The 20,542-nt window shown below is 50.2% G+C and carries 36 protein-coding genes; 34 read left to right on the top strand and 2 right to left on the bottom strand.

Translation table 11 applies throughout. The features are described 5' to 3' along the window. Positions 1-88: 88 nt before the first annotated feature. On the bottom strand, positions 89-463 hold the full coding sequence (locus tag I2D94_RS16830; RefSeq protein ID WP_195397731.1) for a MerR family transcriptional regulator: 375 nt from the start codon (positions 461-463) through the stop codon (positions 89-91). A gap of 76 nt (positions 464-539) precedes the next feature. On the opposite strand from I2D94_RS16830, the gene I2D94_RS16825 reads away from it, so the two are divergent. Beyond that, positions 540-1,730, top strand: a complete 1,191-nt coding sequence (locus I2D94_RS16825; protein WP_072685402.1) for an MFS transporter — start codon at positions 540-542, stop codon at positions 1,728-1,730. A 157-nt stretch (positions 1,731-1,887) separates the two neighbouring features. Here I2D94_RS16825 and I2D94_RS16820 read toward each other — a convergent pair whose 3' ends face one another. Beyond that, on the bottom strand, positions 1,888-2,589 hold the full coding sequence (locus I2D94_RS16820; RefSeq protein ID WP_195397730.1) for a carboxylesterase: 702 nt from the start codon (positions 2,587-2,589) through the stop codon (positions 1,888-1,890). 490 nt (positions 2,590-3,079) lie between these two features. Here I2D94_RS16820 and rpsJ point away from each other — a divergent pair, with 490 nt between their 5' ends. From rpsJ to I2D94_RS16660, 33 genes are all read left to right on the top strand, one after another. Beyond that, positions 3,080-3,391: a 30S ribosomal protein S10 gene (gene rpsJ, locus I2D94_RS16815; RefSeq protein WP_020226047.1), complete on the top strand. Its 312-nt coding sequence runs from the start codon at positions 3,080-3,082 to the stop codon at positions 3,389-3,391. A gap of 19 nt (positions 3,392-3,410) precedes the next feature. Further along, entirely contained in the window at positions 3,411-4,103 is a 693-nt protein-coding gene (rplC, locus tag I2D94_RS16810; RefSeq protein ID WP_006058565.1) for a 50S ribosomal protein L3, read from the top strand. A gap of 3 nt (positions 4,104-4,106) precedes the next feature. Beyond that, positions 4,107-4,736, top strand: coding sequence for a 50S ribosomal protein L4 (gene rplD / locus I2D94_RS16805; RefSeq protein WP_006058566.1), 630 nt, complete (start codon positions 4,107-4,109; stop codon positions 4,734-4,736). Continuing rightward, positions 4,736-5,023 carry a 50S ribosomal protein L23 gene (gene rplW / locus I2D94_RS16800; protein ID WP_006058567.1) on the top strand — a complete coding sequence of 96 codons (288 nt, stop codon included), beginning with the start codon at positions 4,736-4,738 and terminating at the stop codon, positions 5,021-5,023. Before rplD ends, rplW begins: the two co-directional genes overlap by 1 nt. A 63-nt stretch (positions 5,024-5,086) precedes the next feature. Next, positions 5,087-5,920, top strand: coding sequence for a 50S ribosomal protein L2 (gene rplB, locus I2D94_RS16795; RefSeq protein ID WP_072685404.1), 834 nt, complete (start codon positions 5,087-5,089; stop codon positions 5,918-5,920). A 20-nt stretch (positions 5,921-5,940) separates the two neighbouring features. After that, positions 5,941-6,210 (top strand): 30S ribosomal protein S19, encoded by a 270-nt coding sequence (gene rpsS / locus I2D94_RS16790; protein ID WP_006058569.1) that lies wholly within the window; start codon positions 5,941-5,943, stop codon positions 6,208-6,210. A gap of 11 nt (positions 6,211-6,221) precedes the next feature. Then, the gene (gene rplV / locus I2D94_RS16785) at positions 6,222-6,554 is read left to right on the top strand and encodes a 50S ribosomal protein L22 (RefSeq protein ID WP_006058570.1); all 333 of its coding nucleotides are present in this window, start codon (positions 6,222-6,224) and stop codon (positions 6,552-6,554) included. A gap of 11 nt (positions 6,555-6,565) precedes the next feature. Further along, positions 6,566-7,372, top strand: coding sequence for a 30S ribosomal protein S3 (rpsC, locus tag I2D94_RS16780; protein ID WP_072685405.1), 807 nt, complete (start codon positions 6,566-6,568; stop codon positions 7,370-7,372). Positions 7,373-7,374: 2 nt separating this feature from the next. Continuing rightward, positions 7,375-7,791 carry a 50S ribosomal protein L16 gene (gene rplP / locus I2D94_RS16775; protein WP_006058572.1) on the top strand — a complete coding sequence of 139 codons (417 nt, stop codon included), beginning with the start codon at positions 7,375-7,377 and terminating at the stop codon, positions 7,789-7,791. A gap of 3 nt (positions 7,792-7,794) precedes the next feature. Then, positions 7,795-7,995, top strand: coding sequence for a 50S ribosomal protein L29 (rpmC, locus tag I2D94_RS16770; protein ID WP_006058573.1), 201 nt, complete (start codon positions 7,795-7,797; stop codon positions 7,993-7,995). 15 nt (positions 7,996-8,010) lie between these two features. Continuing rightward, a complete protein-coding gene (rpsQ, locus tag I2D94_RS16765) occupies positions 8,011-8,271 on the top strand; it encodes a 30S ribosomal protein S17 (RefSeq protein WP_020226055.1) in 261 nt (86 codons plus the stop codon). A gap of 21 nt (positions 8,272-8,292) precedes the next feature. After that, a complete protein-coding gene (gene rplN / locus I2D94_RS16760; protein WP_020226056.1) occupies positions 8,293-8,661 on the top strand; it encodes a 50S ribosomal protein L14 in 369 nt (122 codons plus the stop codon). 13 nt (positions 8,662-8,674) lie between these two features. Then, positions 8,675-8,995, top strand: coding sequence for a 50S ribosomal protein L24 (gene rplX / locus I2D94_RS16755; RefSeq protein WP_006058576.1), 321 nt, complete (start codon positions 8,675-8,677; stop codon positions 8,993-8,995). Then, on the top strand, positions 8,992-9,534 hold the full coding sequence (gene rplE / locus I2D94_RS16750) for a 50S ribosomal protein L5 (RefSeq protein WP_240281466.1): 543 nt from the start codon (positions 8,992-8,994) through the stop codon (positions 9,532-9,534). Before rplX ends, rplE begins: the two co-directional genes overlap by 4 nt. Before the next feature lie 14 nt (positions 9,535-9,548). Further along, positions 9,549-9,734, top strand: a complete 186-nt coding sequence (locus I2D94_RS16745; protein WP_006058578.1) for a type Z 30S ribosomal protein S14 — start codon at positions 9,549-9,551, stop codon at positions 9,732-9,734. 26 nt (positions 9,735-9,760) lie between these two features. Continuing rightward, positions 9,761-10,162 (top strand): 30S ribosomal protein S8, encoded by a 402-nt coding sequence (gene rpsH, locus I2D94_RS16740; protein WP_039864159.1) that lies wholly within the window; start codon positions 9,761-9,763, stop codon positions 10,160-10,162. A 27-nt stretch (positions 10,163-10,189) separates the two neighbouring features. After that, entirely contained in the window at positions 10,190-10,735 is a 546-nt protein-coding gene (gene rplF, locus I2D94_RS16735; RefSeq protein WP_072685406.1) for a 50S ribosomal protein L6, read from the top strand. A gap of 21 nt (positions 10,736-10,756) precedes the next feature. Then, positions 10,757-11,113, top strand: coding sequence for a 50S ribosomal protein L18 (rplR, locus tag I2D94_RS16730; protein ID WP_072685407.1), 357 nt, complete (start codon positions 10,757-10,759; stop codon positions 11,111-11,113). Between the two features lie 13 nt (positions 11,114-11,126). Next, a complete protein-coding gene (rpsE, locus tag I2D94_RS16725; protein ID WP_006058582.1) occupies positions 11,127-11,639 on the top strand; it encodes a 30S ribosomal protein S5 in 513 nt (170 codons plus the stop codon). A gap of 21 nt (positions 11,640-11,660) precedes the next feature. Further along, a complete protein-coding gene (rplO, locus tag I2D94_RS16720; protein ID WP_006058583.1) occupies positions 11,661-12,101 on the top strand; it encodes a 50S ribosomal protein L15 in 441 nt (146 codons plus the stop codon). 1 nt (position 12,102) lies between these two features. Further along, positions 12,103-13,392 carry a preprotein translocase subunit SecY gene (gene secY / locus I2D94_RS16715; protein WP_072685408.1) on the top strand — a complete coding sequence of 430 codons (1,290 nt, stop codon included), beginning with the start codon at positions 12,103-12,105 and terminating at the stop codon, positions 13,390-13,392. A gap of 13 nt (positions 13,393-13,405) precedes the next feature. After that, complete coding sequence (locus I2D94_RS16710; protein WP_072685409.1) at positions 13,406-14,056, top strand: adenylate kinase; 651 nt, start codon at positions 13,406-13,408, stop codon at positions 14,054-14,056. Further along, positions 14,053-14,844 carry a type I methionyl aminopeptidase gene (map, locus tag I2D94_RS16705; protein WP_195397729.1) on the top strand — a complete coding sequence of 264 codons (792 nt, stop codon included), beginning with the start codon at positions 14,053-14,055 and terminating at the stop codon, positions 14,842-14,844. Before I2D94_RS16710 ends, map begins: the two co-directional genes overlap by 4 nt. After that, entirely contained in the window at positions 14,822-15,040 is a 219-nt protein-coding gene (gene infA, locus I2D94_RS16700; RefSeq protein ID WP_006058587.1) for a translation initiation factor IF-1, read from the top strand. Before map ends, infA begins: the two co-directional genes overlap by 23 nt. A 19-nt stretch (positions 15,041-15,059) precedes the next feature. Further along, positions 15,060-15,176, top strand: coding sequence for a 50S ribosomal protein L36 (rpmJ, locus tag I2D94_RS16695; protein WP_008979808.1), 117 nt, complete (start codon positions 15,060-15,062; stop codon positions 15,174-15,176). A 16-nt stretch (positions 15,177-15,192) separates the two neighbouring features. Further along, a complete protein-coding gene (gene rpsM, locus I2D94_RS16690; protein ID WP_072685411.1) occupies positions 15,193-15,558 on the top strand; it encodes a 30S ribosomal protein S13 in 366 nt (121 codons plus the stop codon). An 18-nt stretch (positions 15,559-15,576) separates the two neighbouring features. Then, positions 15,577-15,969 (top strand): 30S ribosomal protein S11, encoded by a 393-nt coding sequence (rpsK, locus tag I2D94_RS16685; RefSeq protein WP_072685412.1) that lies wholly within the window; start codon positions 15,577-15,579, stop codon positions 15,967-15,969. Positions 15,970-15,995: 26 nt separating this feature from the next. Continuing rightward, a complete protein-coding gene (locus tag I2D94_RS16680; RefSeq protein ID WP_020226066.1) occupies positions 15,996-16,955 on the top strand; it encodes a DNA-directed RNA polymerase subunit alpha in 960 nt (319 codons plus the stop codon). 24 nt (positions 16,956-16,979) lie between these two features. Beyond that, entirely contained in the window at positions 16,980-17,342 is a 363-nt protein-coding gene (gene rplQ, locus I2D94_RS16675) for a 50S ribosomal protein L17 (protein WP_072685413.1), read from the top strand. 345 nt (positions 17,343-17,687) lie between these two features. Beyond that, the gene (locus I2D94_RS18440; RefSeq protein WP_229056932.1) at positions 17,688-17,906 is read left to right on the top strand and encodes a hypothetical protein; all 219 of its coding nucleotides are present in this window, start codon (positions 17,688-17,690) and stop codon (positions 17,904-17,906) included. Beyond that, a complete protein-coding gene (locus tag I2D94_RS18745) occupies positions 17,810-18,322 on the top strand; it encodes a TetR/AcrR family transcriptional regulator (protein WP_370544634.1) in 513 nt (170 codons plus the stop codon). Before I2D94_RS18440 ends, I2D94_RS18745 begins: the two co-directional genes overlap by 97 nt. Beyond that, positions 18,300-19,190, top strand: coding sequence for an ABC transporter ATP-binding protein (locus I2D94_RS16665; protein WP_195397728.1), 891 nt, complete (start codon positions 18,300-18,302; stop codon positions 19,188-19,190). Before I2D94_RS18745 ends, I2D94_RS16665 begins: the two co-directional genes overlap by 23 nt. Continuing rightward, positions 19,187-19,984, top strand: a complete 798-nt coding sequence (locus I2D94_RS16660; RefSeq protein ID WP_195397727.1) for an ABC transporter permease subunit — start codon at positions 19,187-19,189, stop codon at positions 19,982-19,984. Before I2D94_RS16665 ends, I2D94_RS16660 begins: the two co-directional genes overlap by 4 nt. Positions 19,985-20,542: the final 558 nt, after the last annotated feature.

Genomic DNA, 20,542 nt, shown 5'->3' with positions numbered 1-20,542 from the left:
TGGAGAAAGTGTTGCAGCTGTCAAGCCTCAATGGGCGAAGGCCCAGTGCAACAAAAGGCCCTTATAGGGCCAGAGGATACCACCCGTTTTACGGGTGGTTTTGATATTTTTTCGGTGTGTTGAACAACCTCATCTTGCGTTTTAACACCGCCAGATTTTCCTGCAGCGCTTCAATCTGATGCTCAATCTGGGCTTGGTGACGCTCAAATAAGGCAGTTCGCTGTTCCAACGTCGCATCGCCCTGACGGATCAGCCCGACGAACTCGCGGATTTCTTCGACCGGCATGCCGGTTCGTTTTAAGCACTGGATGATCTGCAGCAGCCGGAGATCGTCTTCGGTAAAGATGCGGACCTGGCCCGCGCCGCGCCGCAGCGGACCGATTAACCCGCGCTTTTCATAATACCGCAGCGTGGAAGCGGGGATGCGGAGCCGCTCAGAAATTTCTTTGATCGAATAATCCATACCATTTCTCCTTTTCGGCTTGACTTCAACCTGGGTTTAACTTGTATTATAGAGAAGTCATAAGGGGGATGCAAGCATGACAAAAAAGAAATCAGTGTTCAGAATGCTGGTGATCACGGTCTTGTTGGGAATCGGCATGAATTTCCATCATCCGGTGACGCCGACCTTATATACGGCGATGGGACTGCCGTCGCGGATTTTCGGAACGTCGATGGCGGTGATGTGCTTCTTTTCATTTCTAACGTCTGTATTCTGGGGCGAGTTCAGCAATCATCTCGGCCGCGTGAAGGTCTTTACGATCTCCTGCGTCTGTTATGGGCTGGCGCAGCTGAGTCTGGGCTTCTCATCGAGTGAGCTGATGGTGCTGATCTCACGCGGGGCGGCCGGGGCTTTTTCCGGCGGCGCGATCGTGGCGACGATGGCATATGTGATCGACGTCAGTGAGCCTGCAAAACAGGCTTCCAATCTGGCGGTCTATACGGCGATGCAGTCCGCTTCGCTGGCGGTGGGCTATCTGCTGGGCGGCGTTCTGGGAACGATTCACTTCCAGCTGGCGTTCAACGTTCAGGCGGTCTGGATGATCGTGCTGGGCGTGGGCGCAATGTTCTTTGTCGAAGATTCGATTGTGGATCCGCAGACTGTTCGTCCGCGCGTGCTGCTGAAAACCGTCAATCCGTTCAACTCCTTTGCCAGCGCCCGCAGTCTGATGAGCACCGTCATGATCCTGTTTCTGACTGTCGTCTTTCTGACCGGCTTCGCCAGCAACTGCCATGAAAATGCGTTTAACTATTTCTTGAAGGCCGAGCTGGATTTTAAACCGGTTTATAATGGATTAATCAAAGCGGTCATCGGTCTTATCGGCCTGATCGCAAATTTCTCCATCAATCTGTGGATCATCCGCCGCACTGAGGTGAAGAAATCACTGATCGCCGTGCTGGCGCTGTGCGCGCTGAGTGCAGCGGGAGCACTGATTCCGGGCAATCTGACGCTGTTCATTGCGATGAACCTGATATTCTTTACCGCTAATGCCGTTTATCAGCCGATCACGCAGGCTTTATCCGTGGAGGGGCGAAAAAACAGCGAAGTCGGCATCATCACCGGTCTGTTCAACGCGATCAAGTCGATGGGCAATGTGCTCGGCTCACTGGCTGCGGGGATCGTCTACGACCTGAATATGTTGTTTCCGTTTGTGCTGAGCGCCGGAGCGTTCGCACTGTCGGCTGCTGCGGCGCTGGCGTACTGGCGCAGCGCGAAGCGGCCGTCTTAAAATAGAATAAGATCATAAAAAAGCTGTAACGTTTAAAGATAAAAATCAGAAGCGCTGCAGCTTTCCTTTATATAAAGGAAGAACAGAAAAGAACAGAACAGGAAAGGATCAGGTTAAGTGGTCTTGGCCGGTCAGAGCACAAGAACTCCTGGAATGATCAAAAATGGAACTGATCGGCGATGAACGCGGCGATGGTGTTCAACGTCAGCGAAGCGTAGACCGGATCGTCCAGAATCGCATGGCCGACCCCTTCCAACATGATCAGTCCCTTCTGCGCGGCCGGAATCTTTTTGTAGATCTTGCGGCTGGATGAAACGGAAATGGTTTCGTCATCCGTACCGTGGAAGATCAGCACCGGACATTCCACCAGCGCGGCATCCTGCTTCAACAGATCGACGACGTTCATGAACACCGAAGTAAAATCAGCGGGCAGCGGCGGATACGGGTCAGGCTGTTCTTTTTTTCCGGGACTGCTGAACCAGCCGGTGATGTAATCCGCGGCGTTGGCGACATTGATATAATTGAATGCCGGCGCCAGCAGAATCAACTTCTTTACCGGTTTGACAGCGGCCAGATGCGCGGCGATGACGCCGCCCATCGAGAAGCCGACCAGAATGACTTCCGCGTTCTGGGCTGCCAGCTGATCGACGACTTCCTCAGCCCGCTGGATCCATTTCTGCGGATCGACATCCTGCGGGTTGCGCGGATTAAATAACTCCGGCAGGATCAGTTCGATGTTCTTGGCGGCGAGGAAATTTTTTAACGGCAGAAACTCATCGGTCCGCCGCCGTCCAAACCCGTGCAGCGCGACAACGACCTGCCGGCGTTCCTGTTTTCTAAACTTCAGAAATTCAAACATGCGCTCACCTCCTGAAAGTATCCTTATTATAATATAAATCAGACCTGCATAGAAACGGAATCCGGCGAAATCTGTCAAAGATTCGTCAATCTTGCCAGATGTAAGCGCTGCCAGATGAAAAATATCGTGAAATTGGGCGAAAAACAGTGAAAATCGCCTGCGGATTGTACCTTATTTTGGGAAGAATCCGGTCAGGAAGATAACAATGGCACACTGATCTTCGTTGCCAGGAAATTGTTGAAATCATTGATTTTCGAAACTTGAAAAGAGCTTGATCTGAAGCCGTATTTCCAAGTTTTTAACTTTTTTGAAAAAAGTGTTGCATTGCCTGTTTTTGAGTGCTATAATAGCGAAGCATTCGCATGGACGTGGGAGGTTGCCGGCACGCTGATCGGCGTTGTCACGATAGCGCCAGCTAAGCTTGAAGACCGGGGAATTCACACCGAGCGAATCTGCCGAAACGGCGGATGAAATGAAGGAGGAAGATTTCATGGCAAAAAACAGCGTAAGAATTCGTTTAAAAGCTTACGAACACAGAATCCTGGATACAGCCAGCGAAAAGATCGTTAAGGCTGCTCAGGAACACGGCGCAAAGAAAGTCGTCGGACCTGTACCCCTGCCGACAGAGAAGCAGGTGGTAACCATTTTAAGAGCTGTCCACAAGTACAAAGATTCGCGTGAGCAGTTTGAAATCAGAACACATAAGCGTTTGATCGAGATCGTCGGACCGACTGCAGAAACCATTGACGCATTGAGCCGTCTGGAACTGCCGAGCGGCGTCGACATCGAGATCAAGCTGTAAGGACAGTGGAGGTGACATCATGAAAGGTATTTTAGGACGTAAACTTGGCATGACGCAGGTATTCACTACGGACGGCGTATTGATTCCTGTCACGGTCGTAGAAGCACTGCCGAACGTAGTGCTGCAGAAGAAAACCCTGGAAAACGATGGCTACGAAGCTGTTCAGCTGGGATTTGAAGATCTGAGCGAAAAGGGTTCCAACAAAGCTGAAAAGGGTCATGCTGCCAAGGCATCGACCGCAGCGAAGCGTTTCGTCCGCGAAATCCGCGGCACGGAAATGACAAACCTGGAAGTCGGCAACGAAGTGAAGGTTGATCTGTTCGCCGCCGGCGAAATCGTCGACGTAACCGGCACCAGCAAGGGCCGCGGCTACAACGGCACGATCGTCAGAAACAACGCAACGATGGGCCCGAAGACCCACGGCGGATCCAAGAACATGCGGCATATCGGTTCTCTGGCTACAACCGGACGTAACAACGGCCGGATCGAAAAGGGAACGGCTGGCGCTGGCCAGGAAGGTGGATATACCACCACGACACAGAATCTGGAAATCATCAAGGTTGATGTTGAAAACAACTACATGCTGATCAAGGGCAACGTCCCGGGACCGAAGCGCGGACTGGTTGTTGTTAAGTCATCCGTCAAAGGAACAGCTGCTGTTTCGGCCAAGGATCTGATCAGCTATTCCGAAGAAGCAAAAGAGGAGGAATAACAGATGCCAAAGTTAAATGTATATAACCTGGAAGCTAAAGAGATTCGCGAAATCGAACTGGCTGAGGCTGTATTCGGCATTGAACCTAATCAGCAGGTCATGTTTGACGCGCTCATCATGCAGCGTGCGAATATGCGTCAGGGTACGCATGACACCAAGAGCCGTCATGAAGTCAGCGGCGGCGGCAAGAAGCCTTGGCGTCAGAAGGGCACAGGCCGTGCCCGTCAGGGTTCCATCCGCGCTCCGCAGTGGAGAGGCGGCGGCATCGCCTTCGGCCCGACGCCGCGCAGCTATGCTTACCGTCTGAACCGCAAGGTTCGCCGGTTGGCTTTAAGATCGCTGCTTTCTGAAAAGGTCATTGAAAACAACCTGGTTGTCGTCGATGCGCTGAAGTTCGACGCGATCAAGACAAAGGAATTTGTCAAGGTTATGGATGCGTTCAAGTTTGAAGGCAAAACGCTGTTTGTAGCGGATATCGCCGAGGACTTCGACAATGCCTTCATGTCCCTGCGCAACATTCCGAACGCTGCCTTATTGACAGTTGAAGAACTGAACGCCTTCGACATCGCCAACGCTCAGAAGCTGGTTATGACGGAAGCGGCTGCCAACAAAGCTGGGGAGGTATTCGCATAATGAGTAACGCAAGAGATATCATTATCCGCCCGATCATCACTGAAAAGACGATGAAGCTGATGGACACTGACAACAAGATCACTTTCGCGGTCGCAAAGGGCGCGAACAAGACGCAGGTCCGTCTGGCTGTTGAAGAAATTTTCGGCGTCAAGGTTGAACAGGTCAACATTCTGAACTGCAAGCCGAAGACGAAGAGAATGGGCAAATACGTCGGCAAGACGAGCGCTGTCCGCAAAGCAGTTGTCAAGCTGCCGGAAGGACAGGATATCAACTTATTCTCGGAATAAGCTGATCAACATATCGGAAGAACACGCTATTTCCGGAAAAATGCGTAAGGAGGACTAAATCCAATGGCGATTAAGAAATATAAACCAACGACTCCAGGTCGTCGCGGTATGTCAAGCCTGAGCTTCGAAGAAATCACATCGACTTCTCCAGAACGCTCGCTGCTTGAACCGCTGTCCAAAAAGGGCGGCCGCAACAACACCGGTCGGATCACAACCCGTCATCAGGGCGGCGGACACAAGCGTCAGTACCGCGTGATCGACTTCAAGCGTAATAAAGACAACATCCCGGCGAAGGTCGCAACGATCGAGTACGATCCGAACCGTTCCGCCAACATCGCGCTGCTGAACTATGCAGACGGTGAAAAGCGCTATATCCTGGCTCCGAAGGGAATGCAGGTCGGACAGACCATCGTTTCCGGCGAAGCTGTCGACATCAAGGTCGGCAATGCGATGGAGTTGCGCAACATCCCTGAAGGTACTTTCGTTCACAACGTTGAACTGAAGCCGGGCAAGGGCGGCCAGCTGGCACGTTCCGCTGGTGTTTCCGCACAGATCCTGGGTTCCGAAGGCCGCTACACGATTCTGCGTCTGGCCTCTGGCGAAGTCCGCAAGGTTCTGAGCAACTGCCGCGCTACCATCGGTACGGTCGGCAACGAAGATCACAGCCTGGTTAACCTGGGTAAGGCTGGACGTTCCCGCTGGCTGGGCATTCGTCCGACAGTCCGTGGTTCCGTCATGAACCCGAACGATCACCCGCATGGCGGTGGTGAAGGCAGAACTCCGGTTGGCCGTAAATCACCAATGACGCCGTGGGGCAAGAAAGCCATGGGCGTCAAGACCCGCAAAACCAAAAAGGCGTCTACGAAATTAATCACACGCCGCCGCAACGGTAAGTAAACGAAAGGAAGGAAGCTAAAATGAGTCGTAGTTTGAAAAAAGGACCGTTCTGTGATGACCATTTAATGAAAAAAGTGGAAAAGCTGAACGCGTCAGGCAAGAAAGAAGTCATCAAAACATGGTCTCGCCGTTCCACTATTTTCCCGCAGTTCGTTGAACATACGTTCGCGGTTTACAACGGTAAGGAACATGTCCCTGTCTATGTCACAGAAGATATGGTCGGCCATAAACTTGGCGAATTCGTCCCAACCCGCAAATTCGGCGGTCATGGCGACGACAAGAAAGCGTAGGAGGTGCCACAATGGAAGTCAAAGCAACAGCGAAAACTGTCCGCATCGCCCCTCGCAAAGTCAGACTTGTTCTGGATTTAGTCAGAGGCAAAGATGCGAAGGAAGCAGAAGCAATCCTGAAGTTCACACCGAACCACGCTGCCGAAGCGGTTGGGAAAGTGCTGAAATCAGCCGTTGCCAATGCGGTCAACAATCATCAGCTGGATGAATCAAAATTGTACGTTAAAGCGTGCTATGCCAACGAGGGAATCACCATGAAGCGTTTCATGCCTCGGGCAAAGGGCAACGCCGCTCAGATTTTAAAGCGCACCAGCCACATTACTGTTGTGGTTGAAGAACGGTAGGAGGTACTCTCATGGGTCAGAAAGTTAGTCCAATTGGAATGCGTGTCGGCGTCATCCGCGACTGGGAATCCAGATGGTATGCTGAAAAAGATTACGGCACCCTGTTGATGGAAGACGTCAAAATCCGTGAATTCCTGTTTAAGGAACTGCATGCGGCTTACGTTTCCAGAATCGAAATCGAACGCTCTAAGAACCGTGTTGAGATCATCATCCGTGCCGCTCGCCCGGGCGTGATCATCGGCAGCAACGGTGAAAGCATTGAAATCTTAAAGAAGAAGCTGCAGAAAATGTGCGCTGGCAAGCAGATCCACATCAAAGTGGTCGAAGTTGCCAATCCGGATCTGGATGCACACCTGGTCGCTCGCGCTATCGCTGAGCAGCTGGAACAGCGTGCTTCGTTCAGAACCTGCCAGAAGCGTCAGATTCAGAAGACGATGCGGGCAGGCGCCAAGGGTATCCGTACCCTGGTTTCCGGCCGTTTAGGCGGCGCGGATATCGCGCGCAGCGAAGGCTATTCCGAGGGCGTCGTTCCTCTGCATACGCTGCGTTCGGACATCGACTTCGCGATTGTCGAAGCGATGACGACTTACGGCAAGCTGGGCGTTAAAGTCTGGATCTGCCGCGGCGAAGTCCTGCCGGGCCAGATGGTTCAGGAACCGGAAGCACCGAAGATGCCTCAGGGCCGCGATCGCCGGCGTGGCGGACGGAATGACCGCCGCGGCAACCGCAGCAACAATAACAACAACCGCAATGCCGAAGCCAGGGAAGCTAAAGCAGCTGCACCAAAGGCTGAAGGAACCGTTGAAGGAGGTAATTAATCATGTTAATGCCTAATAGAACAAAATACAGAAGACCTCATCGCCAGAGTTACGAAGGTCGCTCGAAGGCTGGACGTGAGATCGTATTCGGTGAGTATGGATTAATTGCTTACTCCGGTGCGTACGTCAGCAACCGTCAGATCGAGGCGGCGCGTGTCGCCATGACTCGTTACATGAAGCGTGGCGGCCAGGTTTGGATCAAAATCTTCCCACATCTGGCAATTACGAAGAAACCGCTGGAAGTCCGAATGGGTTCCGGTAAAGGCGCACCTGAAGGATGGGTAGCCGTAGTTCAGCCAGGCCGCGTCCTGTTTGAAGTCGGCGGCGTCGATGAAGAAACAGCGCGTGAAGCTCTGCGCTTAGCAGCCCACAAGCTGCCGGTCAAGTGCAAATTCGTGCGCCGAGGCGAGGAGGAATAGGAAATGAACGTTAAGGAAATTCGTGATAAGAGCAATACTGAATTACTTCAGGAAATTGAATCTTTAAAAGAAGAGCTGTTCAACCTGCGTTTCCAGCAAGCTACCGGCCAGCTGGAGAATCCTTCCCGCATGAAGGAAATTCGCAAGACGATCGCTCGCATCAAAACTGTCATCACTGAGCGCGAACTCAGTGAGGCGAAATAAGGAGGATAACTGGTCATGGAAAGATCAAACCGTAAAGTATTACGCGGAAAAGTCGTTTCTGATAAGATGGACAAGACCATTACGGTTGAGGTAGCAACCAGCAAGAGTCATCCGCTTTATTCGAAGCGTATTAAATATTCAAAGAAATTCAAAGCACATGATGAGAACAATGAGGCGAAGATCGGTGATATCGTAGAAATCATGGAAACTCGTCCGTTATCCGCGACCAAGCGTTTCCGCCTGGTTAAGATCGTCGAAAAGGCTGTAATTCTTTAATAGCACAAGGAGGAACTGACAATGATTACGAATGAAAGTAGATTAAATGTCGCGGACAACACCGGTGCTAAGGAATTATTAGTCATCCGTTGCCTGGGCGGCAGCAAGCGCAAAAGAGCGAACATCGGCGATATCATCGTCTGCTCGGTCAAGACAGCAGCTCCTGGCGGAACTGTAAAGAAGGGCGACGTCGTCAAGGCGGTCATCGTCCGGACACGTTACGGCATCCGTCGTGAAAACGGCAGCTACATCAAGTTTGATGACAATGCAGCCGTTATCATCAAGGACGACAACACACCAAGAGGAACCCGTATTTTCGGTCCTGTTGCAAGAGAACTGCGTGACAAAGACTTCATGAAGATTGTTTCTTTGGCACCAGAAGTTTTATAGGAGGTGGCTTGAGATGAAAATTAAAAAAGGCGATAAAGTAAAAGTCATCACTGGACATTACAAGGGAACGATCGGCGAAGTTCTGGCCGTTATGCCGAAAGAGAACAAAGTCATCGTTGAGGGTGTCAATCTGATGAAGAAACACCTGAAGCCGACTCAGGCTAACCCGGACGGAGGCATCATTGAAAAGGAAGCTCCGATTCATGTATCCAATGTCATGGCGTATGATTCCAAAGCCAAAACAGCCAGCCGGATCGGCTTTAAGGTCGAAAAGGGCGAAAAGGTCCGCGTATTCAAGAAATCCGGCAACGTCGTCAAGGGAGGTAAGAAATAATGAACCGTCTTGTTGAAAAATACCAGAAGACAGTCATTGAATCTCTGATGAAGCAGTTCAATTACAGCTCTGTCATGCAGTGCCCGAAGATCGAGAAAGTCGTCATCAACATGGGTGTCGGCGATGCGATCGCCAACCCGAAGGCGCTGGACGAAGCGGTTGCCGAACTGACTCAGCTGGCAGGCCAGAAGCCGGTCATCACCAAGGCGAAGAAGTCCATCGCGAACTTCAAGCTGCGTGAAGGCATGCCGATCGGCTGCAAGGTCACCCTGCGCGGTGAACACATGTATGAATTCCTGGATAAGCTGTTCAACATTTCCCTGCCGCGTGTCCGCGACTTCCGCGGCGTCAGCACAACGGCGTTCGACGGTCGCGGCAACTACACGCTGGGCGTGAAGGAACAGATCATTTTCCCGGAAATCAACTTTGATAAAGTAAGCAAAGTACGCGGTATGGACATCGTTATCGTAACGACGGCCAATACTGATGAAGAAGCAAAGGCATTGCTGGCAGGTATGGGCATGCCGTTTGCGAAATAAGGAGGACAACAACCATGGCAAAGACATCAATGAAAATTAAGCAGCAGCGTCCTCAGAAGTACAAAGTCAGAGAGTACACGCGCTGCGAACGTTGTGGACGTCCGCACTCTGTCTTAAGCAAGTACAAAGTCTGCCGTATCTGCTTCCGCGAATTAGCCTATAAGGGCCAGATTCCGGGAGTCAAGAAGGCAAGCTGGTAAGGATACGGAAGGAGGAAAAAGCAATGATGAATATGACTGATCCTATCGCAGATATGCTGACCAGAATCCGTAACGGTGTTCAGGCGCGCCACGAAGCCGTTGAAATTCCGGCAAGCAAGCAGAAGGTTGAAATTGCGAAGATCCTGAAGAACGAAGGATTTATCCTGAATTACGCAGTCACAGGTGAAACCGCTGCAGAAAAGAAGATCACAGTCACTTTGAAATACGGCCCGAATAACGAAAAAGTTATCAGCGGCATCAAGCGTATCTCGAAGCCAGGCTTACGGGTATACGCCAAGAGCGGCTCGATCCCACGTGTCCTGAACGGTTTAGGCATCGCGATCATCTCTACCTCTCAGGGATTGATGACCGACAAAGAAGCAAGAGCGAAGCATACGGGCGGCGAAGTTATCGCCTACGTATGGTAAGCGTGTTAGAGAAAGGAATAGAAAACAATGTCACGTATCGGTAATAAAACGATTACCATTCCAGCCGGTGTTGAAGTCACGGTTGCGGCTGGCAATGAGGTGACGGTCAAAGGACCTAAGGGTACTTTAACACGTCAGTTTAACGAAAACATGCAGATCGATGTCAACGGCAATGAAATCAAAGTCGTTCGTCCGAACGATGAGAAGCATATCAAACAGCTGCACGGCACAACCCGCGCGCTGCTGCACAACATGGTCGTCGGCGTTTCTGAGGGCTTCACCCGTGAACTGGAAGTTGTCGGTATCGGCTTCCGTGCCGCGGTCAGCGGCAACAAGCTGACACTGAACGTCGGCTTCTCTCACCCGGTTGAATTCGAGGTTGAGGAAGGCCTGAAAGTTGAGTGCCCGTCCGCAACTGAAATCAAAGTTTCCGGCATCGACAAGCAGCGCGTCGGCGAATTCGCTGCGGTCGTCCGGGCAACAAAGAAACCTGAACCATACAAGGGTAAAGGTATTCGCTATAAAGGCGAACATGTCCGTCGTAAAGAAGGCAAGACGGCTGGTAAGAAATAGTGGGAAAGGAGAGAGTGAACAATGCTTAAGAAAGTATCTAAAAATGATGAAAGAATTCGTCGTCACATTCGCGTCCGTACAAAGATCAGCGGAACTCCGGAACGCCCACGCCTGAACGTCTTCCGTTCTAACAGCCATATCCACTGCCAGATCATCGACGATGTTAACGGCACGACGTTGGTTGCCTGCAGCAGCGTGGACATGAAGCTGGAAAACGGCGGAAATATCGAAGCCGCAAAGACAGTCGGAACCGAACTGGCGAAGCGTGCTTTAGCTAAGAACATCACTGAAGTTGTATTTGACCGTGGAGGTTATGTTTATCACGGACGTGTCCAGGCCCTGGCCGAAGCTGCCAGAGAGGCCGGACTGAAATTCTAGGAGGGCTCGCTGAATGGAACGTAAACCAAGAAGAGTTGAACGCGATAAAGAATTTGAAGAACGCGTTGTTGTCATCAACCGTGTAACCAAGGTTGTTAAAGGTGGACGTCGTTTCCGCTTTGCCGCCCTGGTTGTCATTGGTGACAAAAAAGGCCGCGTAGGCTACGGCACAGGAAAAGCTAACGAAGTTCCTGATGCAATTAAGAAGGCCAGTGAAAATGCCAAGAAGAATCTGTTCAGAGTTCCTCTGGTAAACAATGGCTCCACGATCCCACATGCTGTCACCGGCGTTTACGGCGCGGGTGAAGTGTTCCTGAAACCGGCTGCAGAAGGTACCGGCGTTATCGCCGGCGGCGCTGTCCGTGCGGTTCTGGAACTGGCAGGCGTCAGCGACGTTCTGTCCAAGTGCATCGGTTCCCGCACGCCGATCAACATGGTTCATGCCACGGTTGCCGGTCTGAAAGAACTGAAAACGATCGAAAGCGTTAGCAAACTGCGTGAGAAGAAGCCGCAGGAAATTCGCTAAGTTAGACGGGAGGCAGCTACAATGAAATTAAACGAACTGAAATACACAGAAGGTGCACGTCGTAACTCGAAGAGAATCGGCCGCGGCCATGGCTCCGGATGGGGCAAAACTGCAGGCAAGGGTTCCAAGGGCCAGAACGCTCGTTCCGGCGGCGGAGTCGCACTGGGCTTTGAAGGCGGTCAGACACCGATCTGGCGTCGTCTGCCGAAGCGTGGATTCACAAACTTCACCCGTAAGGAATACTCGATCGTCAACGTCGAACTGCTGAACCGGTTCGAAGATGGCGCTGAGATTACTCCGGAACTGTTAAAGCAGGCGGGTTTAGTCCGCAAGGAACTGGACGGCGTGAAGATCCTGGGCGTCGGCGAACTGGAAAAGAAGCTGACGGTCAAAGCCAATAAATTTTCCAAATCAGCAGTAGAAGCAATTGAAAAAGCAGGCGGAAAAGTAGAGGTGATCTAACATGATCCAGACCTTTACCAGCCTGTTCAAGAATAAAGAAATCCGGTCTAAGATTATCTTTACTCTGGCCATGCTGTTCATCTACCGACTCGGATCCGGCATTCCGGTTCCGGGGGTAGATGCGACGGCGCTGACCGCCGGCATCGCTGATAATTCCATTCTGGGAATGATGAACCTGCTGGGCGGCGGCGCATTACAGCGTCTGTCGGTCTTCGCCTTGGGCGTTACACCGTACATCACCGCTTCGATCATCATCCAGCTGATGTCGATGGACGTCATTCCGGCACTGACGGAAATGGCGAAATCAGGTCAGCAGGGTCGCATGAAAATGGATAAGATCACACGATATATGGGTGTGGTCTTAGCGTTTATTCAAGCCTTTACGATGGTCTATGCTTTTGATAAGAGCTATGGGATCCTCTCCGGCGCCGGCGTTTCCACTTACCTGTACGTGGCGACGGTGCTGACAGCGGGTACAATGTTCTTATTGTGGGTCGGCGATCAGATCTCGGCGAAGGGGATCGGAAACGGCGTTTCCATCATCATCTTCGCGGGTATCGTCGCAAACATCCCGTTCCAGTTTGTTCAGGTCTTCAATACCCTGGTTGATACGACAAACAACACGGCGATGTTCAACGGCATCCTGACGTTTATGCTGTATGTATTAATGTATCTTTTGATCATCGTGCTGGTTGTCTTCATGCAGCTGGCAACCCGAAAGATCCCGGTACAGTACACATCCAGCTCCATGACCAAGGGCCGCAACGATATGACCTACTTACCGTTAAAAATCAACTCCGCCAGCGTCATCCCGGTTATCTTCGCTTCGGCGATCATGACGGCGCCGCTGACGATCATGAGCTTCTTTGAAGCCAACAGCTTCACAACCACTCTGAATAACATCTTGTCGCTGCAGAAGCCGTTGGGCCTTTGCATCTATGCGGTACTGATCGTTCTGTTTACCTTCTTCTACACTAATTTACAGGTGGATCCAGAGAAGATTGCAGAAAATCTCGGCAAGTCCGGAACCTATATTCCCGGCATTCGTCCGGGTACAGAAACCAGGGAATACTTATCCAAGGTGCTGAACCGGATCACGGTGCTGGGCGCGATCTTCCTCGTGTTTATCGCGCTGCTTCCGTACATCCTGCCAATGGTGACAAACCTGCCGTCCTCTGTTTCAATGGGCGGAACCGGAATCATCATCGTTGTCGGCGTTGCCATGGAGACGATGAGTCAGCTGAAAGGGCAGCTGACCCAGAAATCATACCGCGGTTTTATTCAAAAATAAGAGGTGAGTGAGAATGAACATTCTGATCATGGGACCTGCCGGAAGCGGCAAGGGGACAATGTCGGCAAAAATTCTGGAAAGCTTTAAAATTCCGCACATCTCCACAGGAGATATGTTCCGCGCCAACATCAAAGAAGGCACGGAGCTGGGTAAAAAAGCGCAGGAATACATGAACGCCGGCAAGCTCGTACCGGATGAAATTACGGTCGCAATGGTCGCAGATCGGCTGAAACAGCCGGACTGTCAAGCTGGTTATCTGTTGGATGGCTATCCAAGAACGCTGGTTCAGGCAAAATCTTTCGAAAATTTATCAAAAGAAATTGCCAAACCGGTGGAAGTTGTTATAAACTTAGTAGTGGAGTTTGAAGCTCTGGCCGATCGCATCACGGGCCGCCGCATGTGTAAGAACTGCGGTGCGATCTATCATGTCCGCAATCACCCAAGTCAGGTGGAGGGCATTTGTGATGTCTGCGGTTCTCCGCTCATTCAGCGCGCTGATGATACAGAGGAACAGCTTCGTGTTCGTCTTGACGAGCATGAAAAGAATACCAAGCCGGTTCTTGATTACTACCGTGAAAAAGGACTGGTCGTCGACATCAATGCCACGCGTTCGATTGACGAAGTGTGGAATGATGTCGCCGCGGCATTGGAGAACGTGAAATGATCTCTGCCAAATCGCCGCGAGAAATCGCAACGATGAAGCAAGCCGGAAAGATCGTAGCCCTGGCCCGTGCGGCTGTGGCGGCTGCGATCGCTCCGGGAGTAACTACTAAACAGCTGGACAGGATCGCTGAGAAAGTGATCCGGCAACAGGGAGCCTCGCCGTCCTTTAAAGGGTACGGGGGCTTTCCTGCGTCTATCTGTACTTCGATCAATTCAGTGCTGGTTCATGGCATTCCGGATCAGACTGTGTTGAAAGACGGAGATCTCATTTCCATTGACATCGGAGCTTGTTATAAAGGCTATCATGGGGACGCCGCGTGGACGTTCGCCGTCGGCCGCGTCAGCGAGGAAGCGGTGCGATTGATGGAAGTTACACGCCAATCTCTTTTTATAGGTTTAGAACAGGCAAAACCTGGGAATCGTTTAAGTGATATTTCGCACGCGATCGGCGAGTTTGTCGAAGCGCACGGGTATTCAGTGCCAATCGATTATACAGGTCATGGAATCGGCACGCACCTGCACGAAGAACCTGCGATTCCGAATTTTGGTTCACCGGGCAAAGGCATTCTGTTAAAGGAAGGCATGACGTTCGCAATCGAACCGATGGTTCACGCAGGCAAGCCGCACACACGGGTGTTGGCTGATGACTGGACAGTCGTTACCAAAGACGGCTCTCTGGCAGCACATTACGAACATACCATCGTCATTACCAAAGACGGGTATGAAATTCTGACAATCAATCCAGATGAGGAGGAAGATTCAGTTTATGGGCAAACAGGATGTCATTGAAATTGACGGGATAGTAGAAGATACACTTCCCAATGCGATGTTTAAGGTGAAGCTCGCCAACGGTCACACCATTTTAGCTCACGTTTCTGGTAAAATCCGTATGCATTACATTCGCATTTTACCGGGAGATCGGGTTACCGTTGAAATTTCACCGTATGATTTAACACGTGGGCGTATTACATTTAGACACAAATAGTCTACAGGAGGAAAAACGCATGAAAGTAAGACCATCTGTCAAACCAATATGCGATAAGTGCCGCATCATCAAGCGCAAAGGCCGCGTTATGGTTATTTGTGAAAACCCTAAGCACAAGCAGCGTCAAGGAAACTAGGAGGAATTAGAGAGATATGGCTCGTATTGCAGGAATCGATATCCCACGCGACAAGCGCGTCGTGGTATCCTTAACTTATATCTACGGAATCGGCAGCTCTACAGCGAAGACCATTCTGAAGAAATGCGGAATCAGCGAAGATATCCGTGTTAAAGATCTGACAGACGAACAGGTCAACGCGATCCGTCAGGAAGTTGACCAGATCAAAGTTGAAGGCGATCTGCGCCGTGAAACCCAGCTGAACATCAAGCGCTTGATGGAAATCGGCTGCTACCGCGGTGTTCGTCATCGTAAGGGACTGCCTGTCCGCGGACAGCGCACCAAGACCAACGCTCGTACACGCAAAGGACCGCGTCGTACGGTAGCGAATAAGAAGAAATAAGCGGGAGGATAGTAGTCAATGGCAAAAGTGAAACAGACAAGCCGCAAGCGTCGTGTCCGCAAGAATGTCGCTAAAGGCGTTGCACATATTCATTCAACATTTAACAATACAATCGTAACGATTACCGATGAAAGCGGAAATGCCATCGCATGGTCCAGCGCGGGTGCATTAGGCTTCAAGGGTTCTCGTAAATCTACACCGTTTGCCGCTCAGATGGCAGGCGAAGCTGCCGGCAAGGCTGCTGTCGATCACGGCATGAAGGTTGTCGAAGTCAACGTTAAGGGTCCGGGACCTGGACGTGAAGCGGCTGTCCGTTCTTTACAGACGGCTGGCTTGGAAATCACAGTCATCAACGACGTTACTCCGATTCCGCACAATGGATGCCGTCCACCGAAGCGGCCACGTGGTTAATAACCTAATTGAGGAGGGAAATGGTTATGCAAAAATTTGAACGCGCAAAGTTTGAAGTCAAAGAATATGTTGAATCTGACCATTATGGAAAATTCGTTGTAGAACCTCTTGAAAGAGGCTTCGGCACTACCCTTGGTAATGCCCTCAGACGTGTTTTACTCTCCTCTTTACCGGGAGCTGCGGTTTACTCGATTAAGGTTGAAGGTGTTTACCACGAGTTTACATCCATTCCTGGCGTTGAAGAAGACGTCACAATGATGATTCTGAACATCAAGAATCTGATCATGAAGATTGATGACGATGAATCCTATACCTTAAGAATTGCCGCAAAAGGCCCAATGACCGTGACCGCGGGCGATATTATCTGCCCGACGGGTGTGGAAGTATTGAACAAAGATCTGGAAATCGCGCACCTGGAAGAAGGCGCTACGCTGGAAATGGAACTGAAGGCCCGCAACGGCCGCGGCTACATCAGCGCTGATGGCAACAAAGCCTTGTACCAGGGATCTTCTCAGGGAATTGGAACGGTGTATACCGATTCCATCTATACCCCGATCGACCGTATTTCGTATAATGTGGAACCGACTCGTGTCGGCCAGGATGCGAAATACGACCGCCTGATTTTTGAAATCTGGACTAACGGTTCGATCACGCCGCAGATGTCGCTGGCGCTGGGCTCCAAGATTCTGATCGATCATCTCGATCTCTTGACCCATGTCAACGAATCCGTCGCGGATATGGAATCCGTCATGAAGGATGTCAACGGCGAATCGCCGAAGAACATGCAGTCCATGGCGATCGAAGATCTGGATCTGTCCGTCCGTTCTTACAACTGTTTGAAGCGGGCCGGCATCCAGACGGTCGAAGAACTGACTCAGCGTTCTGAAGAAGAAATGATGAGAGTCCGGAATCTGGGTAAAAAATCGTTAAAAGAAGTCAAAGACAAGATTTACGAATTGGGTCTGAGCTTCAAATCATACGACTAATCGCAAGTAAAGGAGGAACCCCCTATGTGGAATCGTAAATTAGGACGCACTGCTGACCACCGGAAAGCGATGCTTCGCAATATGGCTACCAGCCTGATCCTGAACGGCAAAATTGAAACAACTGAAATGAAGGCGAAAGAACTGCGCTCTGTTGTCGACGAACTGATCACGTTGGCCAAGCGCGGAGATCTGCATGCCCGCCGTCAGGCTGCCGCTTATGTCCGCAATGTCGTTGCGGATGAAAAGACAGGCGAAACGGTACTGAAGAAGCTGTTTGACGAAATCGGTCCGAAATATGCCGACCGCAACGGCGGATATACCCGTGTCTTAAAGACCGGCTTCCGTCGCGGCGACAGCGCACCGATGGCGATCATCGAACTGGTTTAATTATCCAATGAAAAGCATGGCTTTGGCTGTGCTTTTTTTTCTGCAGTTCAGACAATGGAAAGAAGCAGGGGAAAGGACTCTCTTTCAGGACAGGACTTGCAGCTTCCGGGGCAAACTTCAAACCATGATTGATAAAGAACCTGCCGGGGGAAAATCAGCCTCAGACGCCATTTCTGAGCGAATGAGCGTCAAATCTGCTTGAAATGAAGGAAAACCGGATGGGAATGGGAAAACGGCGGAAATAAGAAAAGAAACGCTTTTCATCGAATTCCGGGGGTTGTAAAGTTGAGTCAATCCCCTATAATGAGAATGAAAGACTGACCTGGTCAGTCAGGAGGCTCTTTGATGAACGAGAAGTTCTATGAATTACCAGCCGCGAAGCAGCAGCGGATCATCAACGCCGGACTGGAAGTCTTCGGGGCGCACGATTATCCGCTTCGACGGATGACATCACAGCCAAAGCTGGAATCTCCAAGGGGCTGCTTTTCTATTATTTTAAAAACAAAAAAGAGTTCTATCTGTTCCTGTTTGACTACTGTTGTGAATTCTTTCATTCACGGGTAGTTACCGACGATTTCATTCAGATTACCGATTTTTTCGAACTGATGGAATATGCCGCCCGAGTCAAATATTCGATTATCCTGCAATATCCTTATTTAATGAATTTTGTGATGAAAGCTTATTATTCCCGTCGGGAGGAAGTCAGCGAGGCGATGAAAGACCGGATTACCGCTACGTTAGCCGAGGTGTATTCCGTTTATTTTAAAAACATTCATTTTTCCCGGTTTAAGGACGATGTCGATCCCCGGCAGCTGCTGCAAATGCTGACGTGGATGGCGGAAGGTTATATCCAGGATAAGCTGAGACAATCCGAAACGTTGGAAATTGACGAATTAATGCGGGATTTCCATGATTGGCAAACGATGTTCCGTAAAATCGCCTATAAGGAGGAAATAAATGAAAACCATTCTCAAAGTTAAAAATATGACCAAGAATTACGGTCAGCAGCGCGGCGTGTTCGATCTGAGCTTCAATGTGGAAAGCGGAGAGGTCATGGGTTTTCTCGGCCCGAACGGGGCTGGAAAAACAACGACAATCCGGACACTCATGGGATTTATTCAACCCGATCATGGACGTGTCAGCATTAAGGGACACGATTGTTTCCGCAATGCCGCCCAGATTCAGAAGGACGTCGGGTATCTGCCTGGAGAGATCGCGTTCATGGACGATATGGACGGAATGGAGTTTATCAAATTCATCGCCGCGATGAAAAAGATGCCAAACATAACAAAAGCCAGGGAACTGCTGGACTATTTCGAGTTGGACCCCAAAGGACGGATCAAGAAAATGTCCAAGGGCATGAAGCAGAAGATCGGCTTAGTCTGCGCGCTGATGAACGAACCGGAAATTCTGATCCTGGATGAGCCGACCAGCGGCCTCGACCCGCTGACGCAGAAAAAATTCGTGGATAAAATCAAAGAAGAAAAACAAAAAGGAACAACGATTCTGATGTCGTCTCACTTGTTCGAAGAAGTGGAACAAACCTGCGACCGCGTCGTTATTATTAAGGAAGGCCGCCAGATCGCAGTGGAAAAGATGAAGGACCTGAATCAAAACCATCAGCGCACGGTGATCTTGAAGTTCCGCTATCCAGCGGAGGCCGCTGATTTTGCCGCGCGGGTAAAGAATGCCGCACTGCATGAGAATCAGGTTACGCTGCAAACCTCCGGCGCTATGGATCCGATTTTAAAACTGGCTGCCCGCTATGAAGTCGTTGATCTGGAAACACGCCGTCAAACGTTGGAGGAATTATTTCTGCACTATTATGGGAAGGAGCATACCGCATGAGTCTGCCGTTACTGCGCCGCGAACTGCGCGCCAACTATAAAATGATTTTGTTATTTCTGGCGGTGATCACGCTGTACAGCACGGTGATTATCGCAATGTATGATCCCAAGCTGGGCGCCAGCCTGGATCTGATGGCGGAAAGCATGCCGGAACTGTTCGCTGCGTTCGGGATGACCAACGCGGGGGCAACGATGCTGGATTTCATTGCCAATTATTTGTATGGCTTCATCCTGATCGCAATCCCCATGCTGTGTCTGGTGTTGATCGCAGTTCGGCTGGTTGCGCGCTATGTTGATCAAGGTTCAATGGCCTATCTGCTGGCAACGCCCAATACTCGCGGCGTAATCGTTATAACCCAGATATTTTTCATTCTGCTTTGCACGCTTTTGCTGGTCGGATATGCCACGGTGTTAGGACTGGCAGCCAGCAGTCTGTTATTTCCTGGAGAACTGGATGTGGTTAATTATCTGCGGATGAACATCGGATTGCTGGGACTGCATCTGTTCTTAGGTGGATTGTGCTTCTTCTTTTCCTGCGTGTTTTCAGAACAGAAAAAAGCTTACGGCTGTGCTGGCGGCTGCCTGATCGCATTTCTGTTAATTCAGATGCTTTCTCAAACGTCAGATCAGCTCGACAAATTAAAATTCTTAACGCCGCTGACTCTGTTTCAGGCCAAAGAATTGGCTGCTGGAAGCAATGAAGCCTTACTTCTGGCGGGAATCCTGGCCGTTCTGGGACTTATGTTCTATATAGCCGCCATCGGGATATTCCGTCGGCGTGATTTATCACTGTGATTCAGTCTTCAAGCTGATTCACTTTTTTTATGGAAAATTGAATTGAGGAAGAGGCGGGAAAGATTCTCTATTTTCTGCCGAGAAAGGAAAAAGAAAAAATCTGAAGCAGGAAATGGAACAGGAAAAAAGCGGATAGCTCTACTTCCATGAAAAAAAGAAAAGAAATAAAGGGAGAAGGGGATACAAAGCGAGAAGGGGTAAATTTATACTGAACAGTCAATAGGAAATGAAATGTCTTACTTTCTTGCACTATGATGCATCGCGTCTATCGTCAATCAGTTTAAGGCGTGAGTGGAAAACGATAAATTCCCAGCTAAAAAAACAGGGCTCATTTTATTTTATCAGGACAGAGATAAGGATACAGAAGAGATAAAGAATTTTCTTATAGGTAAAAAAGCCTTTTGTTAAGGGAGAAAATGAAAGAATGGTCAATAGTAAAAGTAAATGCAGGTAAAGAAGAAAATGTGTATCGGGGCAGAGCAAAAGGAGAAACAGAGTAAAAGGAAACAAAAAAAGAGCCAGATAATGAGGGAAAAGTGTTAAAATATCCGTAGAAAC

The sequence above is a fragment of the Holdemania sp. 1001302B_160321_E10 genome (genome assembly GCF_015552275.1).
Lineage (GTDB): Bacteria > Bacillota_I > Bacilli_A > Erysipelotrichales > Erysipelotrichaceae > Holdemania.
The sequence above is the reverse complement of the archived record's forward strand: the minus strand, read 5'-3'. Positions and strand labels throughout refer to the sequence as shown.

Excerpts from the sequence above, each read along its gene's own strand:
- secY (WP_072685408.1), top strand. The coding sequence starts at position 12,103 with ATGATCCAGACCTTTACCAGCCTGTTCAAGAATAAAGAAATCCGGTCT.
- I2D94_RS16745 (WP_006058578.1), top strand. The coding sequence starts at position 9,549 with ATGGCAAAGACATCAATGAAAATTAAGCAGCAGCGTCCTCAGAAGTAC.
- rplQ (WP_072685413.1), top strand. The coding sequence starts at position 16,980 with ATGTGGAATCGTAAATTAGGACGCACTGCTGACCACCGGAAAGCGATG.
- rplR (WP_072685407.1), top strand. The coding sequence starts at position 10,757 with ATGCTTAAGAAAGTATCTAAAAATGATGAAAGAATTCGTCGTCACATT.
- rplP (WP_006058572.1), top strand. The coding sequence starts at position 7,375 with ATGTTAATGCCTAATAGAACAAAATACAGAAGACCTCATCGCCAGAGT.
- rpsS (WP_006058569.1), top strand. The coding sequence starts at position 5,941 with ATGAGTCGTAGTTTGAAAAAAGGACCGTTCTGTGATGACCATTTAATG.
- rpsC (WP_072685405.1), top strand. The coding sequence starts at position 6,566 with ATGGGTCAGAAAGTTAGTCCAATTGGAATGCGTGTCGGCGTCATCCGC.
- rplV (WP_006058570.1), top strand. The coding sequence starts at position 6,222 with ATGGAAGTCAAAGCAACAGCGAAAACTGTCCGCATCGCCCCTCGCAAA.
- I2D94_RS16660 (WP_195397727.1), top strand. The coding sequence starts at position 19,187 with ATGAGTCTGCCGTTACTGCGCCGCGAACTGCGCGCCAACTATAAAATG.
- rplF (WP_072685406.1), top strand. The coding sequence starts at position 10,190 with ATGTCACGTATCGGTAATAAAACGATTACCATTCCAGCCGGTGTTGAA.
- map (WP_195397729.1), top strand. The coding sequence starts at position 14,053 with ATGATCTCTGCCAAATCGCCGCGAGAAATCGCAACGATGAAGCAAGCC.
- rpsQ (WP_020226055.1), top strand. The coding sequence starts at position 8,011 with ATGGAAAGATCAAACCGTAAAGTATTACGCGGAAAAGTCGTTTCTGAT.
- I2D94_RS16665 (WP_195397728.1), top strand. The coding sequence starts at position 18,300 with ATGAAAACCATTCTCAAAGTTAAAAATATGACCAAGAATTACGGTCAG.
- rpsM (WP_072685411.1), top strand. The coding sequence starts at position 15,193 with ATGGCTCGTATTGCAGGAATCGATATCCCACGCGACAAGCGCGTCGTG.
- rplO (WP_006058583.1), top strand. The coding sequence starts at position 11,661 with ATGAAATTAAACGAACTGAAATACACAGAAGGTGCACGTCGTAACTCG.
- rplC (WP_006058565.1), top strand. The coding sequence starts at position 3,411 with ATGAAAGGTATTTTAGGACGTAAACTTGGCATGACGCAGGTATTCACT.
- infA (WP_006058587.1), top strand. The coding sequence starts at position 14,822 with ATGGGCAAACAGGATGTCATTGAAATTGACGGGATAGTAGAAGATACA.
- I2D94_RS16820 (WP_195397730.1), bottom strand. The coding sequence starts at position 2,589 with ATGTTTGAATTTCTGAAGTTTAGAAAACAGGAACGCCGGCAGGTCGTT.
- I2D94_RS16680 (WP_020226066.1), top strand. The coding sequence starts at position 15,996 with ATGCAAAAATTTGAACGCGCAAAGTTTGAAGTCAAAGAATATGTTGAA.
- I2D94_RS16830 (WP_195397731.1), bottom strand. The coding sequence starts at position 463 with ATGGATTATTCGATCAAAGAAATTTCTGAGCGGCTCCGCATCCCCGCT.
- rplN (WP_020226056.1), top strand. The coding sequence starts at position 8,293 with ATGATTACGAATGAAAGTAGATTAAATGTCGCGGACAACACCGGTGCT.
- rpmC (WP_006058573.1), top strand. The coding sequence starts at position 7,795 with ATGAACGTTAAGGAAATTCGTGATAAGAGCAATACTGAATTACTTCAG.
- rplB (WP_072685404.1), top strand. The coding sequence starts at position 5,087 with ATGGCGATTAAGAAATATAAACCAACGACTCCAGGTCGTCGCGGTATG.
- I2D94_RS16710 (WP_072685409.1), top strand. The coding sequence starts at position 13,406 with ATGAACATTCTGATCATGGGACCTGCCGGAAGCGGCAAGGGGACAATG.
- rplX (WP_006058576.1), top strand. The coding sequence starts at position 8,675 with ATGAAAATTAAAAAAGGCGATAAAGTAAAAGTCATCACTGGACATTAC.
- rpsK (WP_072685412.1), top strand. The coding sequence starts at position 15,577 with ATGGCAAAAGTGAAACAGACAAGCCGCAAGCGTCGTGTCCGCAAGAAT.
- rplW (WP_006058567.1), top strand. The coding sequence starts at position 4,736 with ATGAGTAACGCAAGAGATATCATTATCCGCCCGATCATCACTGAAAAG.
- I2D94_RS16825 (WP_072685402.1), top strand. The coding sequence starts at position 540 with ATGACAAAAAAGAAATCAGTGTTCAGAATGCTGGTGATCACGGTCTTG.
- rpsH (WP_039864159.1), top strand. The coding sequence starts at position 9,761 with ATGAATATGACTGATCCTATCGCAGATATGCTGACCAGAATCCGTAAC.
- rpsE (WP_006058582.1), top strand. The coding sequence starts at position 11,127 with ATGGAACGTAAACCAAGAAGAGTTGAACGCGATAAAGAATTTGAAGAA.
- I2D94_RS18440 (WP_229056932.1), top strand. The coding sequence starts at position 17,688 with ATGAACGAGAAGTTCTATGAATTACCAGCCGCGAAGCAGCAGCGGATC.
- rpmJ (WP_008979808.1), top strand. The coding sequence starts at position 15,060 with ATGAAAGTAAGACCATCTGTCAAACCAATATGCGATAAGTGCCGCATC.
- rplD (WP_006058566.1), top strand. The coding sequence starts at position 4,107 with ATGCCAAAGTTAAATGTATATAACCTGGAAGCTAAAGAGATTCGCGAA.
- rpsJ (WP_020226047.1), top strand. The coding sequence starts at position 3,080 with ATGGCAAAAAACAGCGTAAGAATTCGTTTAAAAGCTTACGAACACAGA.